This window comes from Mesorhizobium sp. CNPSo 4671 (assembly GCF_057784245.1).
Window position 1 is genome coordinate 891,432 of the sequence record NZ_JBWLUW010000001.1, and the last position, 14,875, is coordinate 906,306.

General features: G+C 61.7%; 13 protein-coding genes, 1 tRNA gene and 1 pseudogene. 9 read left to right on the top strand and 6 right to left on the bottom strand.

The window, feature by feature from the left end; all coding sequences use genetic code 11:
• Positions 1 to 174 precede the first annotated feature (174 nt).
• Positions 175 to 462: a helix-turn-helix domain-containing protein gene (locus AC04SF_RS04030; protein ID WP_488476601.1), complete on the bottom strand. Its 288-nt coding sequence runs from the start codon at positions 460 to 462 to the stop codon at positions 175 to 177.
• 83 nt (positions 463 to 545) lie between these two features.
• Between AC04SF_RS04030 and AC04SF_RS04035 the strand changes: the two genes are divergently transcribed.
• From AC04SF_RS04035 to AC04SF_RS04045, 3 genes and pseudogenes are all read left to right on the top strand, one after another.
• Positions 546 to 1,259, top strand: coding sequence for a hypothetical protein (locus AC04SF_RS04035; protein ID WP_488476602.1), 714 nt, complete (start codon positions 546 to 548; stop codon positions 1,257 to 1,259).
• 188 nt (positions 1,260 to 1,447) lie between these two features.
• Positions 1,448 to 1,591: a hypothetical protein gene (locus tag AC04SF_RS04040; protein WP_488476603.1), complete on the top strand. Its 144-nt coding sequence runs from the start codon at positions 1,448 to 1,450 to the stop codon at positions 1,589 to 1,591.
• Between the two features lie 44 nt (positions 1,592 to 1,635).
• Positions 1,636 to 2,616, top strand: a pseudogene (locus AC04SF_RS04045) (recombinase family protein); the annotation flags it as partial.
• A 576-nt stretch (positions 2,617 to 3,192) separates the two neighbouring features.
• Here the strand turns inward: AC04SF_RS04045 and AC04SF_RS04050 are convergent.
• A tRNA-Gln gene (locus AC04SF_RS04050) sits at positions 3,193 to 3,267 on the bottom strand.
• 128 nt (positions 3,268 to 3,395) lie between these two features.
• Positions 3,396 to 3,740: a VOC family protein gene (locus AC04SF_RS04055; protein ID WP_488476604.1), complete on the bottom strand. Its 345-nt coding sequence runs from the start codon at positions 3,738 to 3,740 to the stop codon at positions 3,396 to 3,398.
• 225 nt (positions 3,741 to 3,965) lie between these two features.
• On the opposite strand from AC04SF_RS04055, the gene ppdK reads away from it, so the two are divergent.
• From ppdK to AC04SF_RS04070, 3 genes are all read left to right on the top strand, one after another.
• The gene (ppdK, locus tag AC04SF_RS04060) at positions 3,966 to 6,644 is read left to right on the top strand and encodes a pyruvate, phosphate dikinase (RefSeq protein ID WP_488476605.1); all 2,679 of its coding nucleotides are present in this window, start codon (positions 3,966 to 3,968) and stop codon (positions 6,642 to 6,644) included.
• A 119-nt stretch (positions 6,645 to 6,763) separates the two neighbouring features.
• Positions 6,764 to 7,867: a glycosyltransferase family 9 protein gene (locus AC04SF_RS04065; protein ID WP_488476606.1), complete on the top strand. Its 1,104-nt coding sequence runs from the start codon at positions 6,764 to 6,766 to the stop codon at positions 7,865 to 7,867.
• A gap of 210 nt (positions 7,868 to 8,077) precedes the next feature.
• Positions 8,078 to 8,818: a polysaccharide deacetylase family protein gene (locus AC04SF_RS04070; protein ID WP_096456036.1), complete on the top strand. Its 741-nt coding sequence runs from the start codon at positions 8,078 to 8,080 to the stop codon at positions 8,816 to 8,818.
• Positions 8,819 to 8,850: 32 nt separating this feature from the next.
• Here AC04SF_RS04070 and AC04SF_RS04075 read toward each other — a convergent pair whose 3' ends face one another.
• Together AC04SF_RS04075 and AC04SF_RS04080 are read right to left on the bottom strand one after the other, a co-directional pair.
• The gene (locus AC04SF_RS04075; protein ID WP_096456038.1) at positions 8,851 to 9,240 is read right to left on the bottom strand and encodes a DUF427 domain-containing protein; all 390 of its coding nucleotides are present in this window, start codon (positions 9,238 to 9,240) and stop codon (positions 8,851 to 8,853) included.
• Between the two features lie 133 nt (positions 9,241 to 9,373).
• Entirely contained in the window at positions 9,374 to 9,730 is a 357-nt protein-coding gene (locus AC04SF_RS04080) for a hypothetical protein (protein ID WP_096456040.1), read from the bottom strand.
• Positions 9,731 to 10,049: 319 nt separating this feature from the next.
• On the opposite strand from AC04SF_RS04080, the gene AC04SF_RS04085 reads away from it, so the two are divergent.
• Both AC04SF_RS04085 and AC04SF_RS04090 read left to right on the top strand, forming a co-directional pair.
• The gene (locus AC04SF_RS04085; RefSeq protein WP_488476607.1) at positions 10,050 to 11,678 is read left to right on the top strand and encodes a fatty-acid--CoA ligase; all 1,629 of its coding nucleotides are present in this window, start codon (positions 10,050 to 10,052) and stop codon (positions 11,676 to 11,678) included.
• Positions 11,679 to 11,758: 80 nt separating this feature from the next.
• Positions 11,759 to 12,544, top strand: a complete 786-nt coding sequence (locus tag AC04SF_RS04090; protein WP_096456044.1) for a DUF1499 domain-containing protein — start codon at positions 11,759 to 11,761, stop codon at positions 12,542 to 12,544.
• Between the two features lie 71 nt (positions 12,545 to 12,615).
• Here AC04SF_RS04090 and AC04SF_RS04095 read toward each other — a convergent pair whose 3' ends face one another.
• The gene (locus AC04SF_RS04095; RefSeq protein WP_488476608.1) at positions 12,616 to 13,629 is read right to left on the bottom strand and encodes a LacI family DNA-binding transcriptional regulator; all 1,014 of its coding nucleotides are present in this window, start codon (positions 13,627 to 13,629) and stop codon (positions 12,616 to 12,618) included.
• Between the two features lie 198 nt (positions 13,630 to 13,827).
• Here AC04SF_RS04095 and AC04SF_RS04100 point away from each other — a divergent pair, with 198 nt between their 5' ends.
• A complete protein-coding gene (locus tag AC04SF_RS04100; RefSeq protein WP_488476609.1) occupies positions 13,828 to 14,871 on the top strand; it encodes an ABC transporter substrate-binding protein in 1,044 nt (347 codons plus the stop codon).
• Positions 14,872 to 14,875: the final 4 nt, after the last annotated feature.

Consider the following 14,875-nt stretch of genomic DNA (forward strand, 5'->3'; position numbering starts at 1 on the left):
CGCATTAGGGTCTTAGCGGCGTCGGCAGCTTTTCAACGAATGTCCGCTCTTCTCATTAGGTCGGCCGAAAGCTGCCTGCCGGCAAACGGCCCCACTTCGGACTGAAAGCCTGGATCTTTATGGCTTCGACGAAAGTGCTCCGAAGGTCCATCAAACTCGGCATGACCGCTGGTGTCACGTACCATCGAGTCGACGGGCAAGGCGGACGCCGGGTCCCCCTCCATTTTGTGAAATGAATTCGATCCCCGCCGCTTCCAACGCAGAAGATATGGCCTGAAGTGTTGCCGGCCTAGGAAGCGTTTGAGAGCTTTCAATTCTGGCGAGCGTACGAACTGTCACTCCAGAGGCATTCGCCAAGTCCTCTCTCGTCCAGTCAATCAAGGCCCGAGCTGCTCGGATCTGCTGAGGCAGTATGTCCGTTTTCATGACATTCATCTTGTTAAGAGTCACAAAAAGTGACATAAACGATGGTGACTAGCGGCCGCACCGGTGCTCGATACACTCGGTGCGGCCTGACCACTACCAAGCTGTTAGGAGCTCGGATCATGGCTGATTCCGACAATACCACGCCTTTGTCTTTCGTCACCCGCAGGAGGGTACTTGGTGCAACGGCGATTGCAATCTTAGGATGGGAAAGAAGTGCTTTTGCCGGTAAGGAGCCGGCAGCAGCTGTACCTTCCGATCCCGCGCTGGGGATTTGGCGAGAATGGTACAACGCTCACGAATTGAGCGAGCGCCTCTGCGATCAAAGTGCGCACTTGGAACGCACGCTCGTGGAGACCGTCGGCTACCCTAGCGCGACCGTCCAGGCGCCCGGTGGCGAGAATGTAACGATCCATTCCATCGGGGCACTCGGCAAAGCGCTCGGCGCTGGCGCCGACGCCGATGATGCTCGCGCCGAGGCAGAAGCCTGTTTCGCGGCTCATCAAGCACGCTGGGATGCCGCCGAGAGGCGAATTGGCTATTCGTCCGTGACAGAGGCGGAAAGGAAGGCAGCTGATCGAGCCGAAGAATTGCTCGAAGCCTTGGCTGCGGCACCTGCCACCTCCCTTGCCGGCGTAGCGGCCAAATTGAATGCGGTGCTTCTTGAGAGCGAGGTGCGGGAGGGAGGCGCAGAGTTTCCCTGGCCGCAGATTCGCTCGGCGTTCGATGATGTCATGCGGCTGGGTCAAGAAGGTGCGTTCGCGTGGGCAGATCGAGACAGCTTTTCGACCGCGCCCAGATCGACGGAACCCGGAAAGGGAAGGGAAGGGGTTTAGCCGCAGCCGTCCAAGGGGGCGGCGCGGAAAAGGCGGCTGAAGCGTACACATCGGCCATTCGAGATTGGAGAGAGATCGGCGATCCTTGCCTGGTGCTGCAAAGCGCCTGAAACCGGGCACGGACGATGAAGACAACGAGGAACGCTTGTGGGTCGGTTGAGGCGACCTTGTCGCCACCGAATCGCGCCGTGGATGATGCCTTCCTGGACAGGACAGCTCGGCTGTTCGAACAGCGTACCGGCCGAAAGCTCACTAGGGAGGATGCGCGCCAGATCGTGGAAAACGTCACCGGGTTCTTCCGCCTCCTCTCCGAATGGCAAAATATGGAATGAGCGAGGCTTCACCTCGCGCCGCCCTCAGGAGACGAGGCTAAGAGATGGTCAAGAAAACTGCGCAGACCGCACCTCTCAGCGGTTTGGTGAAGGCGCTGCTCTATGCTCGCGTTTCCTCGAAAGAACAGGAGAAGGAAGGCTTTTCCATCCCTGCCCAATGCAAGCTTCTGAGGGAGTACGCGGCTCAGAAGCAGTTTGGCATTGCCCAGGAGTTCATTGACGTTGAAACCGCGAAAAGCAGCGGGCGGACCAACTTTAACGAGATGGTCAAATACCTGCGCAAGCACCCTGGAGTGCGGGTTGTGTTGGTTGAGAAGACCGACCGTCTCTATCGCAATCTGAAGGACTGGGTGACACTCGACGAACTCGACGTCGAGATCCACCTTGCTAAGGAAGGCGTTATCCTCTCACAAGACTCGCGCTCGTCGGAAAAGTTCATGCACGGCATCAAAGTGCTGATGGCAAAGAACTACATCGACAATCTCTCTGAGGAAGCCCGCAAGGGACTGATGGAGAAGGCGGAGCAGGGGATCTGGCCTACCAAGGCACCACTCGGCTACCTCAACGTCACAGGAAGCGACGGCAAGAAGGTCATTGAACCAGACCTTGAACTCGCGCCGATGATCACGAGGCTATTCGAGCGCTATTCAACCGGTGGGTATTCGCTCAAGGCAATCACGAAGGCAGCTCATGCTGAAGGCCTTGTTTATCCGAAGAGTGGGCATCCGGTTCCGGTCAGCACGGTGCACTCGATTCTGCGCAATCGTCTCTACACCGGATTGTTTCAATGGAACGGCAAGCTGCACCACGGCAAGCACGAGCCTCTGGTATCGATCGAGCTATGGGAGCGGGTCCAAGGCGTGCTGACCGGCCGCCACGCGACGCCTGTCCACTCTTACGGCTATGAATTCGCCTTCGGTGGCCTGATGACCTGTGCCAGATGCGGCTGCGCTGTAGTGGCCGAGATCAAAAAGGGCAAATACGTCTACTACCACTGCACCGGCCACAGCGACAAAGGGCGCGGCGGCTATGCCGAGTGCCGCCGCAAGTATGTCCGCGAGGAGGTCCTGGAAGAGACCTTTGGCGCCTTGCTGGACAAACTCCATTTCGATGAGGAGGTGCTGGATTGGGTCCGCGACGCGCTCAAGGCCAGCCACGCCGACGAGCGTAAGGAACAGGAACAGGCGATCCAGCGATGCCAGAAGGAATACAAGCGCCTTCAGGATCGGCTACAGGCAATGTACCTGGACAAGCTCGATGGACGCATCGACAGCGCCTTCTACGATCGAATGTCAGCGCAGTGGCGGGTCGAGCAGACGCGCCTACTCCGTGAGATCGAGCGGCATAGCGAGGCCGAGGAATCATACATGGAGGATGGCGTGCGCTTGCTGGAGTTGGCGCGCAACGCCCGCCAACTGTTCGCCGGGCAGGCTCCGGGTGAGAAGAAACGGCTTCTGAATCTGCTGCTGTCGAACTGCACATGGGACGATGGCAAGGTTTGCGCTGTCTTTCGACAACCGTTTGATTTGCTTGCCGAAACAACTGCGGCGCTATCGACTGAGCAGTCCCAAGGGATCGTCATGTCGAAAGGACATCCAGTTTGGCTGGGGCGCCAGGATTCGAACCTGGGAATGTCGGTACCAAAAACCGATGCCTTACCACTTGGCGACGCCCCAATAGCCGTCAGAGTCGCTTGTGCGGCGCGTTATTAGCAGAGCAGCCGAAAAGCACAATCCTTATGAGCGATGGCAAGAACGCTCAAATCGAGCAATCCACAAAAGCCACCAGATCCCGCCCGAGCGGGCTAGTCACCCCAGACAGCCAGCTCATTGCCGGCCGGATCGACGAAGTGGAAGCGCCGGCCACCGGGAAACGCGAAGATCGGCCTGATGACCGTACCGCCTGCACTTTCGACGGCGCTCAGCGTTTCCTCGAGGTTGTCGCTATAGAGCACAGGCAGCGGCTTGGCCGGTGCTTCCGCGGCGTCGGCCTGAAAACCGCCATCCAGGCCCTCGGCAAAGGCTGAATAGGTCGGCCCGTAGTCTGTGAACGACCAGGCAAAGGCAGAACTGTAAAAAGCCTTCAACCGGTCCAGCGTGCCGCCAGTCGCCGGCATTTCCAGATAGTCGAGTTTTCCTGTCAGTTTCATGGGGCACCTCTTTGTTCCCTTTATGTTCTAGTCGGTGGGTCCTGAGGTGGCAAGTCTTTTTGCCGCATGTCCGGGCGAGGCTTTTTCTTAATCGATTGTAGCGGCCGGACGGCTTTGCCGGCGCTTGCCTTTCGCACTGCAGCATCATATCGCTCCAAAGTCGGAGCAGGGCGGAACTTTCCGTTTCGCCAATCTTTCCAATCCCCTGCAACCGGAGAGCAAAGCATGACCAAATGGGTTTTCACCTTTGGCGATGGTGCGGCGGAAGGCCGTGCCGGCGACAAGAATCTGCTGGGCGGCAAGGGCGCCAACCTGGCCGAGATGTGCAGCCTGGGCCTGCCGGTGCCGCCGGGTTTCACCATCACCACCGAGGTCTGCAATGCCTACTATGCCAATGGCCGCGCCTATCCAGCGGGGTTGGAAGCCGACGTGGCGGTGGCGCTCGATCACATCGGCCGGCTGACCGGCCGCCGGTTCGGCGATCCATCTAAGCTGCTGCTGGTGTCGGTACGCTCCGGAGCCCGCGCCTCGATGCCCGGCATGATGGACACCGTGCTCAATCTCGGCCTTAACGACGAGACCGTTGAGGCCCTGGCCAGCGATTCCGGCGATGCGCGCTTTGCCTATGACAGCTACCGCCGCTTCATCCAGATGTATTCCGACGTGGTCATGGGTCTCGATCACGAGGTATTCGAAGAGATACTCGAAGACCAGAAGGCCAGCCTCGGCCATGAGCTCGACACCGAACTGACGGCCATCGAATGGCAAGGCGTGATCGCGCTCTACAAGGCCAAGGTCGAGGAAGAACTCGGCAGGCCGTTCCCGCAGGATCCGCAAGAGCAGCTCTGGGGCGCCATCGGCGCCGTGTTCTCAAGTTGGATGAACAACCGTGCCATCACCTACCGGCGTCTGCACGATATTCCCGAAAGCTGGGGCACGGCGGTCAACGTCCAGGCCATGGTGTTCGGCAATATGGGCGAGACTTCAGCCACCGGCGTTGCCTTTACCCGCAACCCGTCGACCGGCGAAAAGCAGCTTTATGGCGAGTTCCTGGTCAACGCGCAGGGCGAGGATGTCGTCGCCGGCATCCGCACGCCGCAGAACATCACCGAGGCGGCCCGCATCGCCGCCGGCTCCGACAAGCCGTCGCTGCAGAAGTTGATGCCGGACGCCTTCCAGTCTTTCGTCACCATCTCCGACAGTCTGGAAAAGCACTACCGCGACATGCAGGACCTCGAATTCACCATCGAGCGCGGCAAGTTGTGGATGCTGCAGACCCGGTCAGGCAAGCGCACCGCCAAGGCGGCGCTGAAGATTGCCGTCGAAATGGCCAGGGACGGCCTGATCACGAAAGAAGAAGCCGTCGCCCGCATCGATCCGGCCTCGCTCGACCAGTTGCTGCACCCGACCATCGATCCGAAGGCCGCGCGTGACGTCATCGGCGTCGGCTTGCCGGCGTCGCCCGGCGCCGCCACCGGCGAGATCGTCTTCTCCTCCGGCGATGCCGAGGACCTCAAGGCACAAGGCCGCAAGGCGATCCTGGTGCGCATCGAGACCAGCCCCGAGGACATCCACGGCATGCATGCGGCGGAAGGCATCCTGACCACGCGCGGCGGCATGACCAGCCACGCCGCCGTCGTCGCGCGCGGCATGGGCAAGCCTTGCGTCTCGGGCGCCGGCTCGCTGCGCGTCGACTACAAGGCCGGCACGCTGCTCTCGATGGGGCAGACCTTCCGCAAGGGCGACATCATCACCATCGACGGGGGCAACGGCCAGGTGCTGAAGGGCGCCGTGGCCATGCTGCAGCCGGAACTGTCCGGCGATTTCGCCGCCATCATGGAATGGGCGGACGCCGTGCGCCGCATGAAGGTGCGCACCAACGCCGAAACCCCACTCGATGCCCGCATGGCGCGCTCCTTCGGCGCCGAAGGCATCGGGCTTTGCCGCACCGAGCACATGTTCTTCGACGGCGCCCGCATCGTCGCCATGCGCGAGATGATCCTGGCCGACACCGAGAAGGACCGGCGCGCCGCCCTTGCCAAGCTTCTGCCCATGCAGCGCTCTGACTTCCTCGAACTGTTCGAGATCATGGCCGGCCTGCCGGTGACGATCCGCCTGCTCGATCCGCCGCTGCACGAATTCCTGCCCAAGACCGAGGCCGAAATCGCCGAGGTCGCGGCCGCCATGAACGTCTCGCCCGACAAGCTCAGGCAGCGCACCGAGGCGCTGCACGAATTCAACCCGATGCTCGGCCATCGCGGCTGCCGGCTGGCCGTCTCCTATCCCGAGATTGCCGAGATGCAGGCACGCGCCATTTTCGAGGCCGCCGTCGAGGCCGGCAAGAAGGCGGGCGCTCTGGTGGTTCCCGAGATCATGGTGCCGCTGGTCGGCCTGGTGAAGGAATTGGATTACGTCAAAGCGCGCATCGATGCGGTCGCCAAGAGCGTCATGGAGGAGAGCGGCGTCAAGATCGAGTACCTCACAGGCACCATGATCGAACTGCCGCGCGCGGCGATCCGCGCCCATGTCATCGCCGCTACTGCCGAGTTCTTCTCCTTCGGCACCAACGATCTTACCCAGACCACTTTCGGCATCTCACGCGACGATGCGGCCTCGTTCCTGGAAACCTACCGCAAGAAGGGCATCATCGAGCAGGATCCATTCGTCTCGCTCGACATAGAAGGCGTCGGCGAACTGGTGCGCATGGCCGCACAAAAGGGCAGGGCGACGCGGCCGGAGATCAAGCTCGGCATCTGCGGCGAACATGGCGGCGATCCCGCTTCGATCCGTTTCTGTGAGGAGGTCGGGCTCGACTATGTCTCGTGTTCGCCCTATCGCGTGCCGATCGCCAGGCTGGCGGCCGCGCAGGCCGCGGTACTGGTGGCCAAGACGGGGCGCGGATAGGGAGATCAAAGCTTACGGTTTTGTATGAAACCTCACGTGAACGTGCTGAAGACATTGCGTAATCTCGACATTGTTCCTGCCCAATTTGCGGATCGCCCGCCAATTGTCCGTGGAATCACATGTTGCAGATCTCACCCGCGCCGTTCCGCTCGATCCTGGTCATTCAAACGAAGTTCATCGGCGATATCGTCCTCGCCTCGACGCTCGCCAGGAACCTGCAGCTCGAATTTCCCGGTGCCAGGATCGTCCTCCTTTGCGAAGCGCGTTTCAAAAGCTTTGTGGTCGCGCATGGCATCGCCTCCGAAGTGGTCACGTTCAGCCGGGCCCGCATGCGCGGCACCCCACTGGAGCGCGCTAAAGAGCTCTATGCCATGGTGCGGGAGTTGCGCGGTTTCCGTTTCGATCTGACAATCGACCTGACCGATTCCAAGACCTCGCGCCTCGTCAGCGGGCTCGTCAACGCAAAGACGCGCGTCGGCTACAATCCTCCCGAAAGGCCCCTGAAGCTGCTGGAGCGGCAACCCGCCAATCTGTTTGCAAAACCACAGGGGTTTGGTGGCCAGCATTTTGTCTATCGCTATCTTTCGCCCCTCGAGGCGCTCGGCCTCGATCTGCGCGTGACGGTGCCGAGCATTCAGCCGCTGCCATCAGAGACCTTGAAAGCGCTGGCGCTTCTGGGCAGGCACCATCTCAACCCAAACGGCTTCATCGCCGTGCATGCCGGCGCGAGCTTCAAGGGCCGGCAATGGCAGCCGGAACGGTTTGCCGAGGCCATCGACGAGATCGTGGCCGACAGCGGATTGGGCATTGCCCTGGTGGGAGGGCCGGACGAACGCGAGGCCGCCGCGCAGATCATCGCCAGGACGGCGGCGCCGGTCGTCGACCTCGTCGGGTCGCTATCGCTCGAGACCTTGCTGGCTGTCCTGAAACAGGCGCGGCTGTTTCTTGGCAATGAGAGCGGCCCGATGCATATGGCCGCCGCCACGGGCACGGCGATTGTCGGGCTTTTCGGCCTGACGCATCCATCGCGCTGGGGGCCTGTCGGCGTGCCCAGCATCGCGCTTCGGCCGCCGATGCCGTGCGACTGCGTGGCGAGCGGCCTGTGCCGCCCAAAGGACCCCAGCAAGGCGTGCTGCGTGTGGCGCCTGGAGGTGAAGCCTGTCGTCGAAGCGGCGCGCGAGCTGCTGGCGCGCACCGAGATGAAGCGGGAACGCGCTGTCTGAACGGCGATCGATCGTTGAGGGCTATCGGATGGCTCCTGCAACCAGGCGGGCGGTCAAATTGCCGCGCCAGGCATTTTTCTGCTATCCATCGTCCCGATTTCCGCCTTCATGCAGGTCTTGGAATGGCGGCTTGAAATCGCTGCTCCAACACAAAGAGTTGGAGCAGGTCGCCGTGAAACGGTGAGCTGCCCCAGTCAGGAATTCGGTTTGATGCGTCTGCTGCAAAGACATCTCTGCATGATCGCCATGTCGGCGGCGATGGTAGCCAGCGCCCAGGCCGCGCCGCTGGTCGAACCCACGCTGCACATCAAGCCCGCGGCAAGTGGGGCCGGCCGCGTTGCACTGACGCTCGATGCCTGCGGCGGACAGACCGACACACGCATTCTCTCGGCGCTGGTGGAAAACAAGATCCCCGCCACCATTTTCGTCACCGGCATCTGGCTGAAGCGGAACGCCGCGGCCGTCGAGATCATGCGGGCGCATCCCGACCTTTTCGAATTGGAAAATCACGGCGGGCGCCATATTCCGGCGGTCGACACACCGCAGAAGATCTATGGCATAAAGAGCGCCGGCAGCCCGGAGGCCGTGCTGGCCGAGGTCGAGTCTGGGGCCGCGGCGCTTGCCAGAACGGGTGAGCCGGCACCGAAATGGTTCCGTGGCGCGACCGCCGAATACAGCCCTTCGGCGATCGCGATGATCCGCAAGCTCGGTTTCAAGATCGCGGGCTTCTCGATCAATGGCGACGGTGGCTCGCTGCTGGGCGCCAAGGAAACCACCAGGCGTATCGCCGCGGCCAAGGACGGTGACGTCATCATCGCCCACATCAACCAGCCGACACACGCTGCCGGCGAGGGTGTGGTTCAGGGCCTGCTGGCGCTCAAGGACAAGGGCATGACTTTCGTGCGCCTCGACGATGCCGATGGCACCGGCAATCACGGCACCACCGACTGATCTCGCAGAGATGTGCTGGAACTGACGCCTGCTCAGGCCGGCTTGGCTTCGATGCTGACCTTGCTGGCGTAGAACGCGCCGTGATCGCGGATTTCGGTCATTTCGTCGAAAGGCCGCTCGTAGGCCCACATCGCATTCTGACCGGTTTCGCCGGCAGGCAGCACGCTCCAATAACTGGCGTCGCCCTTATAGGGGCAATGGGTCGAGTGCTGCGTGCTGCTGAGCTTGTCGAAATCGATGTCGGCGAACGGAATGTAGAAGGCCGGGGAATAGGGAGCCTCCGTCAGCACCTTGGCCTTGGTGGATGACGCGATGACCGTGTCGCCGGCGCGCACGGTGACGGTGCCGATATAGGGCTCGATGGTGATGATCTTGTCGGGATTGCGCTGGAAGCCGGGTGCCGGGTTGGCGATCTTGTCCATGCTGGTTTCTCCTTACCTCGCCCCCTAAGGTGTGGCGGGTAGGGCTGCTGCGCAAGGTCCGTTCACATCACGAAAACAGGCGCACCAATCACCGAGGCGTGGCGCTACAGCGCATTCGGGCGTCCGCCGAGGCTCAGGCGGCGGTCTTGAATGCGTCCATCAGTCCGGCATAGGCGGCCGCGATGCCCGCCACCGGGTTGCTGCTCCTCGAAACGGTCTCGACTTTCAGCGAGCCGCCGCCGGTCGGCAATGTCAGCAGAAGGAATTGGCGATTGCCGCCAGCGCCGACGGATGCGGCCGCGACGTGCTGGCCTTCTCCTGCGTTCTGGACGCACATCTTAAAAAGCAGCGTGCCGCCGACCGCTTCGAGCGCGCCGCCGACAACTTCAACAAATTCGTCTTCGGAAACAGTCTTTTCGTCCGGCCCCAGATCGGCCAGGCTTTCGGCAAGTGTGCTCTCAAGCACTTTGTCATCGAGCTGCGTGTCCATGCGAACCTCTTTCAGTCGCCAATCGCACCCCTTTGCCCGTTAACGAAACTTAACGCGGACGATGGCCGGATTGTGGCGGATTTCCCGGTCATTTCGCAAGACAATGCCGCCACAATGGTGGTTTGACCCTCCTGCCATCTCGGTGGCACGAGGGATCCGCGGCCTGAAATCCAAAACATGCCGGAATTCAACCGCTTGCCGTCGCGGCACGGGCTCTGAAATTCGTGTCCCGCGCAAGCGGGTGACTGGACAATCCGCCGGTTCGCTTCACAATGCGCCAAAAGCCATGACGCAAAATGCGCGAGGGAGGAGGAACGGGATGCTGGGGCTGATGCAGGAATGGCCGCTGCTGTGCCACAAGCTTATCGACAACGCTGAACGGCAGCATGGGGTGCGCGAGATCGTGTCGCGCTCGATCGAGGGACCGATCGTACGCACCACCTATGCCGATATCCACCGTCGTTCCCTCAAGGTCGCCCAGCGGCTGGAGCGGGACGGCTACGGGTTGGGCGACCGCATAGCCACGCTGGCCTGGAACACGGCACGCCATATCGAGGCCTGGTACGGCATCATGGGCGTCGGCGCGATCTATCATACGCTCAATCCGCGCCTGTTTCCCGAGCAGATCGTCTGGATCATGAACCATGCTGAGGACAAGGCCGTCTTCGTCGACCTCACTTTCGTACCGTTGCTGGAGAAGATCGCCGGAGCCGTCAAATCGCTGAAAAAGGTGATTGTGCTGACCGAAAAGGCGCACATGCCGCAAACGACCTTGCCCAACGCCGTCGCCTATGAGGCCTGGCTTGATGAGGTCGATGGCGATTTCGCCTGGAAGACCTTCGACGAAGGCACCGCTGCCGGCATGTGCTACACATCGGGCACGACGGGCGACCCCAAGGGCGTCGTCTACAGCCACCGCTCGAACGTGCTGCACGCCATGATCGCGGCCATGCCCGACGCGATGGGCCTGTCGTCGCGCGACACGATCCTGCCGGTGGTGCCGATGTTCCACGCCAATGCCTGGGGTCTTGCCCAGAGCGGCCCGATGATCGGCGCCAAGCTGGTCATGCCCGGCTGCAAGATGGACGGCGCCTCGATCTACGAGTTGCTCGACACCGAGAAGGTAACCTTCAGCGCCGCCGTGCCGACCGTGTGGATGATGCTGCTGCAATATCTGGAGGAGACCGGCAAGAAGCTTCCCTATCTGAACAAGGTCGTCATCGGCGGCTCGTCCTGCCCGCGCGCGATCATGACGAAGTTCCAGGACAATTACGACGTCCAGGTCATCCATGCCTGGGGCATGACCGAGATGTCGCCGCTCGGCACGCTGTGCACCTTGAAGCCCGAATATGAGAATCTCCAGGGCGAGGCCCGGCTCGATGTCAAGCAGAAGCAGGGCTACCCGCCCTTCGGTGTCGAAATGAAGGTGACCGATGACGAGAACAATGCGCAACCCTGGGATGGCAAGACCTTTGGCCGCCTGAAGGTGCGCGGCCCGGCCGTCGCCCGCGCCTATTACGGTGGCGTCGGCGCGGAGCAGTTCGACGAGGACGGCTGGTTCGACACCGGAGATGTCGCTCACATCGATGCCAGCGGCTACATGCAGATCACCGATCGGGCCAAGGACGTCATCAAGTCCGGCGGTGAATGGATTTCGACCATCGACCTCGAGAATCTGGCCGTCGGCCATCCGGACGTGGCGGAAGCGGCGGCCATTGGCGTCCATCACTCGAAATGGGGCGAGCGGCCCTTGTTGGTCGTCGTTGCCAAGCCAGGCAAGGAACCGACCAAGGCGGAGATTTTGGGCTTCATGGATGGCAAGGTGGCCAAATGGTGGATGCCCGACGATGTCGCTTTCGTCGGCGAAATACCGCATACCGCCACCGGCAAGATCCAGAAAACAACCTTGCGCCAGCAGTTCAGGGATTATCGGTTGCCGACGGATTGACGGGATGTTGCGTGTTTCGGCTTCAAGCCGCCGCGAAAATTCACTAAACCTCCGTCCGGGTTGGGGCAACGCAGAGAACAATGGTTAGCATTCCCGAACGGCGAACGTCGAAGGCTGCCGGCTGGTCGCGGCGCACCGGCGCATTTTCAGCGGTGCTTTTGCTGACCGACTTCGTCGGGCACCGCTTCGATCTCGTCGAAACGCCGGTGTTCCTGTGGGTGCTGGGCATTGTCGCGCTGCTGGCGGCGCTGTCGTTGCTGTTTGCCGCCTTTGCCTTTTCGAGGCTATGGAAATTCGGTGACCGCGGTGGCCGCGATCTGACCGTCGGTGCCTTGCTGGCACTGCTGGTGCTGGTCCCCTATGGCGTTGCCGCCTACTGGGCGACGATCTATCCGCCGCTCAGGGACATCACGACCGATTTCGATGATCCGCCTGCGCTCGACGTCAGCGACCGGACGAAGGACATGAATGTGCTTGTTCCGTCGACGCCGGGCGAACAGCGGCTGCAGGCCGACAGCTATCCGCTGGTCACCGCGCGCAGCTACGACCTGCCATTCGAGACCATCGTCAATGCCGTCGAAACCGTGCTCGACCGACGCAGTTGGGAGCTTTCCGAGCCCTATCCCGACCTTACCGGGCAAAGCGACGTGACCATCACCGCCGTCGCCAAGGGCTTCGTGCTCGGCCTTCCGGCCGATGTGGCGATCCGCGTGATGGACGATGGCGATACGGTCATCGTCGACATGCGCTCTGCCTCGCGTTACGGCCGCTACGACCTTGGCGACAATGCCCAGCGCATCACCGACTTCCTGGCGGAACTGGATCAGGAAGTCGCCGGCCAAGTCGGAGCGGCGCCGGCCGAGTGAAGTCCAGAACATCTTGAAACCAGGCGGATTTGGCCAGTGCCGCACAAATGCGGCTTCAGTCTCAGAGCCGACTATTCGGCCGGCTCGAACCTGCCTTGCAGCAAGATCGTCGCGACCGGTCCAAGCGGATTGGCGATCCGGCTCTCGAGGACCTCGATAAGTTTGTACCCGACATCCGCCATGTCGACGGAATGAACGTCGATGTTCGCCGGCAGGAAGCGCGCCAGATGTGTGTTGTCACGGGTGACGATGTGGATGTCACGGCCCGGCACCAGACCCCGTCTGCCGAGAGCGTGCAGCGCACCCAGAAGGCCCAGTTCGTTGGCGCATGCCAAGCCCGTCGGCGGATCTGACGACGCCAGCAGGCGATCGAACCAGGCCGCGCTCGATTCCATTGTGAACGTGCCGTCACCGATCAGCGATTGGTCGATCGGGAGACCGGCCTCGGCCATCGCCCTTCTATAGCCGGCGAGACGCGTGGCGCTCGCCTGATCCTTCTGTACGAGAAGTTGTAGGGCAATGCGTCGACAGCCCTTGTCCATGAGCCGCCGGGTCGCCTCATAGGCGATCTGCTCGTTGTCGATGTCGACATAGGGATAGGCAACGTCCAGGTCGGTCCTTCCAAACGCGACGAACGGTATCCCCTGATCCAGTAGCAGCTTGACGCGCGGATCGCCCGAGACCATGCGCGTGATGATCAGGCCGTCCGCGCTGCGCGCCTGAAGCAGGCGCTGCACGCTTTCGACGGGATCGTCGTCGGGCGTGGTGGAATAGATGGACAGACTATAACCCGCTTGCCGCGCCGCCAGCGTCATGCCTTCAATCAAGGGAAGCTTCGCCAGATCCGACAGGTAGTCGCGTGTCTCCATCGGCAGCACCGCCGTCAGCGTCAGGGTCTGTCCGGTCTTGAGCGCGCGGCCGTGATGGTTCGGAACATAGCCGACCCGCTTCGCCACTTCCTTGACGCGCGCCACGGTCGAGGGATGCACCTCCGGCCCGTCCTTCAGAGCACGCGATACGGTTGTCACTGAAAGGGAAAGTTCCGCCGCGATCTGTTTTAGATTGGCCATGTCGCCCGACTTCATTCGCGAAAGCGCCGGCTGATTTGCTTGGCATCGTAACGTTACCGGATTCGACCCGAGGGTCAAATCCAGGCGCCATGAAATTTAATGGACCTGCCTGAAAGTCGCTTGACTCTGAGGTGTTTCACGGTAATCGTAACGTTACGATTATGAAAAAAGGCCGACTTAAGGCGATATTCGACGAATCCTGGAGGAGAACACATGTCCCGGCTACTACGCATTTTGCTGACGGCTATCGCAGTCTCGGCTGCCGTGCCCGTCTATGCCCAATCAGTCACCATCACGACCGCGGGCGGCGACTACGGCAAGGCCATGAAGGAGGCGATGTGGGGCCCTGCCGCAAAGGAACTTGGCTATGATGTCCGCGAGGAGACGCAGAGCGATGGCCTGGCTGCCCTGAAGATGCAGGGCACCGCGGGCGCGGTCACCACCGACATCATCCACCTCGGCTCACCGGAAGGCGCGCAGGCGGCCGCACAGTCGCTGCTGGAGCCGCTTGATTACAAGATCATCGATCCCAACTCCGTGCCGGCCGGCGCAAAGTCCGACTACTGCTATCCGTTCGACTCCTATGGCACCGTCATGTCGTGGAGCACCAAGACCTACGGCGAGAGCCCGCCTAAGACCTGGGCGGAGTTCTGGGACGTTGCCAAATTCCCGGGCCGTCGCGCGCTGCGCGCCAATGCGCAGGACTTGATCGAAATCGCGCTGCTCTCCGATGGCGTCGCGCCGGCGGACGTCTATCCCACGCTCAGCACGCCCGAGGGCCTGGCGCGCGCCATCAAGCGGCTCGAAGCGATCAAACCGAATGTCTCGGTGTGGTGGACCTCCGGAGCGCAGTCGGCGCAATTGCTGAAAGACGGCGAGGCGGATCTGGTCGTTACCTGGAATGGGCGAGCCCAGACGGTGAAGGCGGATGGCGGCGCGGTCGACTACACATTCAAAGGGTCCGTCATCGGGACGGATTGCCTTGGGGTGCCGAAGGGAGCGCCGAACAAGGAAGCGGCCATGAAGCTCATCGCGGCGATGACGCAACCCGCACGGGTTGCGAAGCTGACCGACTTCATCGCCTATGGTCCGGTCAATCCTGCCGGCTATGCGGGTGGTCTTATCCCCGAAGATCGTCTGAAGACCCTGGCGACGGCGCCTGAAAACGCCGGCACTTCGGTGTTTTCGAACGCCGACTGGTGGGTCAAGAACGGTGAGGCTGCCCAAAAGGCTTTCGATGAAATGATGAGCCGCTGAGTCT

What these genes read in the sequence shown, in the direction of transcription:
- AC04SF_RS04085 (WP_488476607.1), top strand. Translation starts at nt 10,050, where the DNA reads ATGCTGGGGCTGATGCAGGAATGGCCGCTGCTGTGCCACAAGCTTATC.
- AC04SF_RS04095 (WP_488476608.1), bottom strand. Translation starts at nt 13,629, where the DNA reads ATGAAGTCGGGCGACATGGCCAATCTAAAACAGATCGCGGCGGAACTT.
- AC04SF_RS04065 (WP_488476606.1), top strand. Translation starts at nt 6,764, where the DNA reads ATGTTGCAGATCTCACCCGCGCCGTTCCGCTCGATCCTGGTCATTCAA.
- AC04SF_RS04055 (WP_488476604.1), bottom strand. Translation starts at nt 3,740, where the DNA reads ATGAAACTGACAGGAAAACTCGACTATCTGGAAATGCCGGCGACTGGC.
- AC04SF_RS04075 (WP_096456038.1), bottom strand. Translation starts at nt 9,240, where the DNA reads ATGGACAAGATCGCCAACCCGGCACCCGGCTTCCAGCGCAATCCCGAC.
- AC04SF_RS04070 (WP_096456036.1), top strand. Translation starts at nt 8,078, where the DNA reads ATGCGTCTGCTGCAAAGACATCTCTGCATGATCGCCATGTCGGCGGCG.
- AC04SF_RS04100 (WP_488476609.1), top strand. Translation starts at nt 13,828, where the DNA reads ATGTCCCGGCTACTACGCATTTTGCTGACGGCTATCGCAGTCTCGGCT.
- ppdK (WP_488476605.1), top strand. Translation starts at nt 3,966, where the DNA reads ATGACCAAATGGGTTTTCACCTTTGGCGATGGTGCGGCGGAAGGCCGT.
- AC04SF_RS04080 (WP_096456040.1), bottom strand. Translation starts at nt 9,730, where the DNA reads ATGGACACGCAGCTCGATGACAAAGTGCTTGAGAGCACACTTGCCGAA.
- AC04SF_RS04030 (WP_488476601.1), bottom strand. Translation starts at nt 462, where the DNA reads ATGTCACTTTTTGTGACTCTTAACAAGATGAATGTCATGAAAACGGAC.
- AC04SF_RS04090 (WP_096456044.1), top strand. Translation starts at nt 11,759, where the DNA reads ATGGTTAGCATTCCCGAACGGCGAACGTCGAAGGCTGCCGGCTGGTCG.
- AC04SF_RS04035 (WP_488476602.1), top strand. Translation starts at nt 546, where the DNA reads ATGGCTGATTCCGACAATACCACGCCTTTGTCTTTCGTCACCCGCAGG.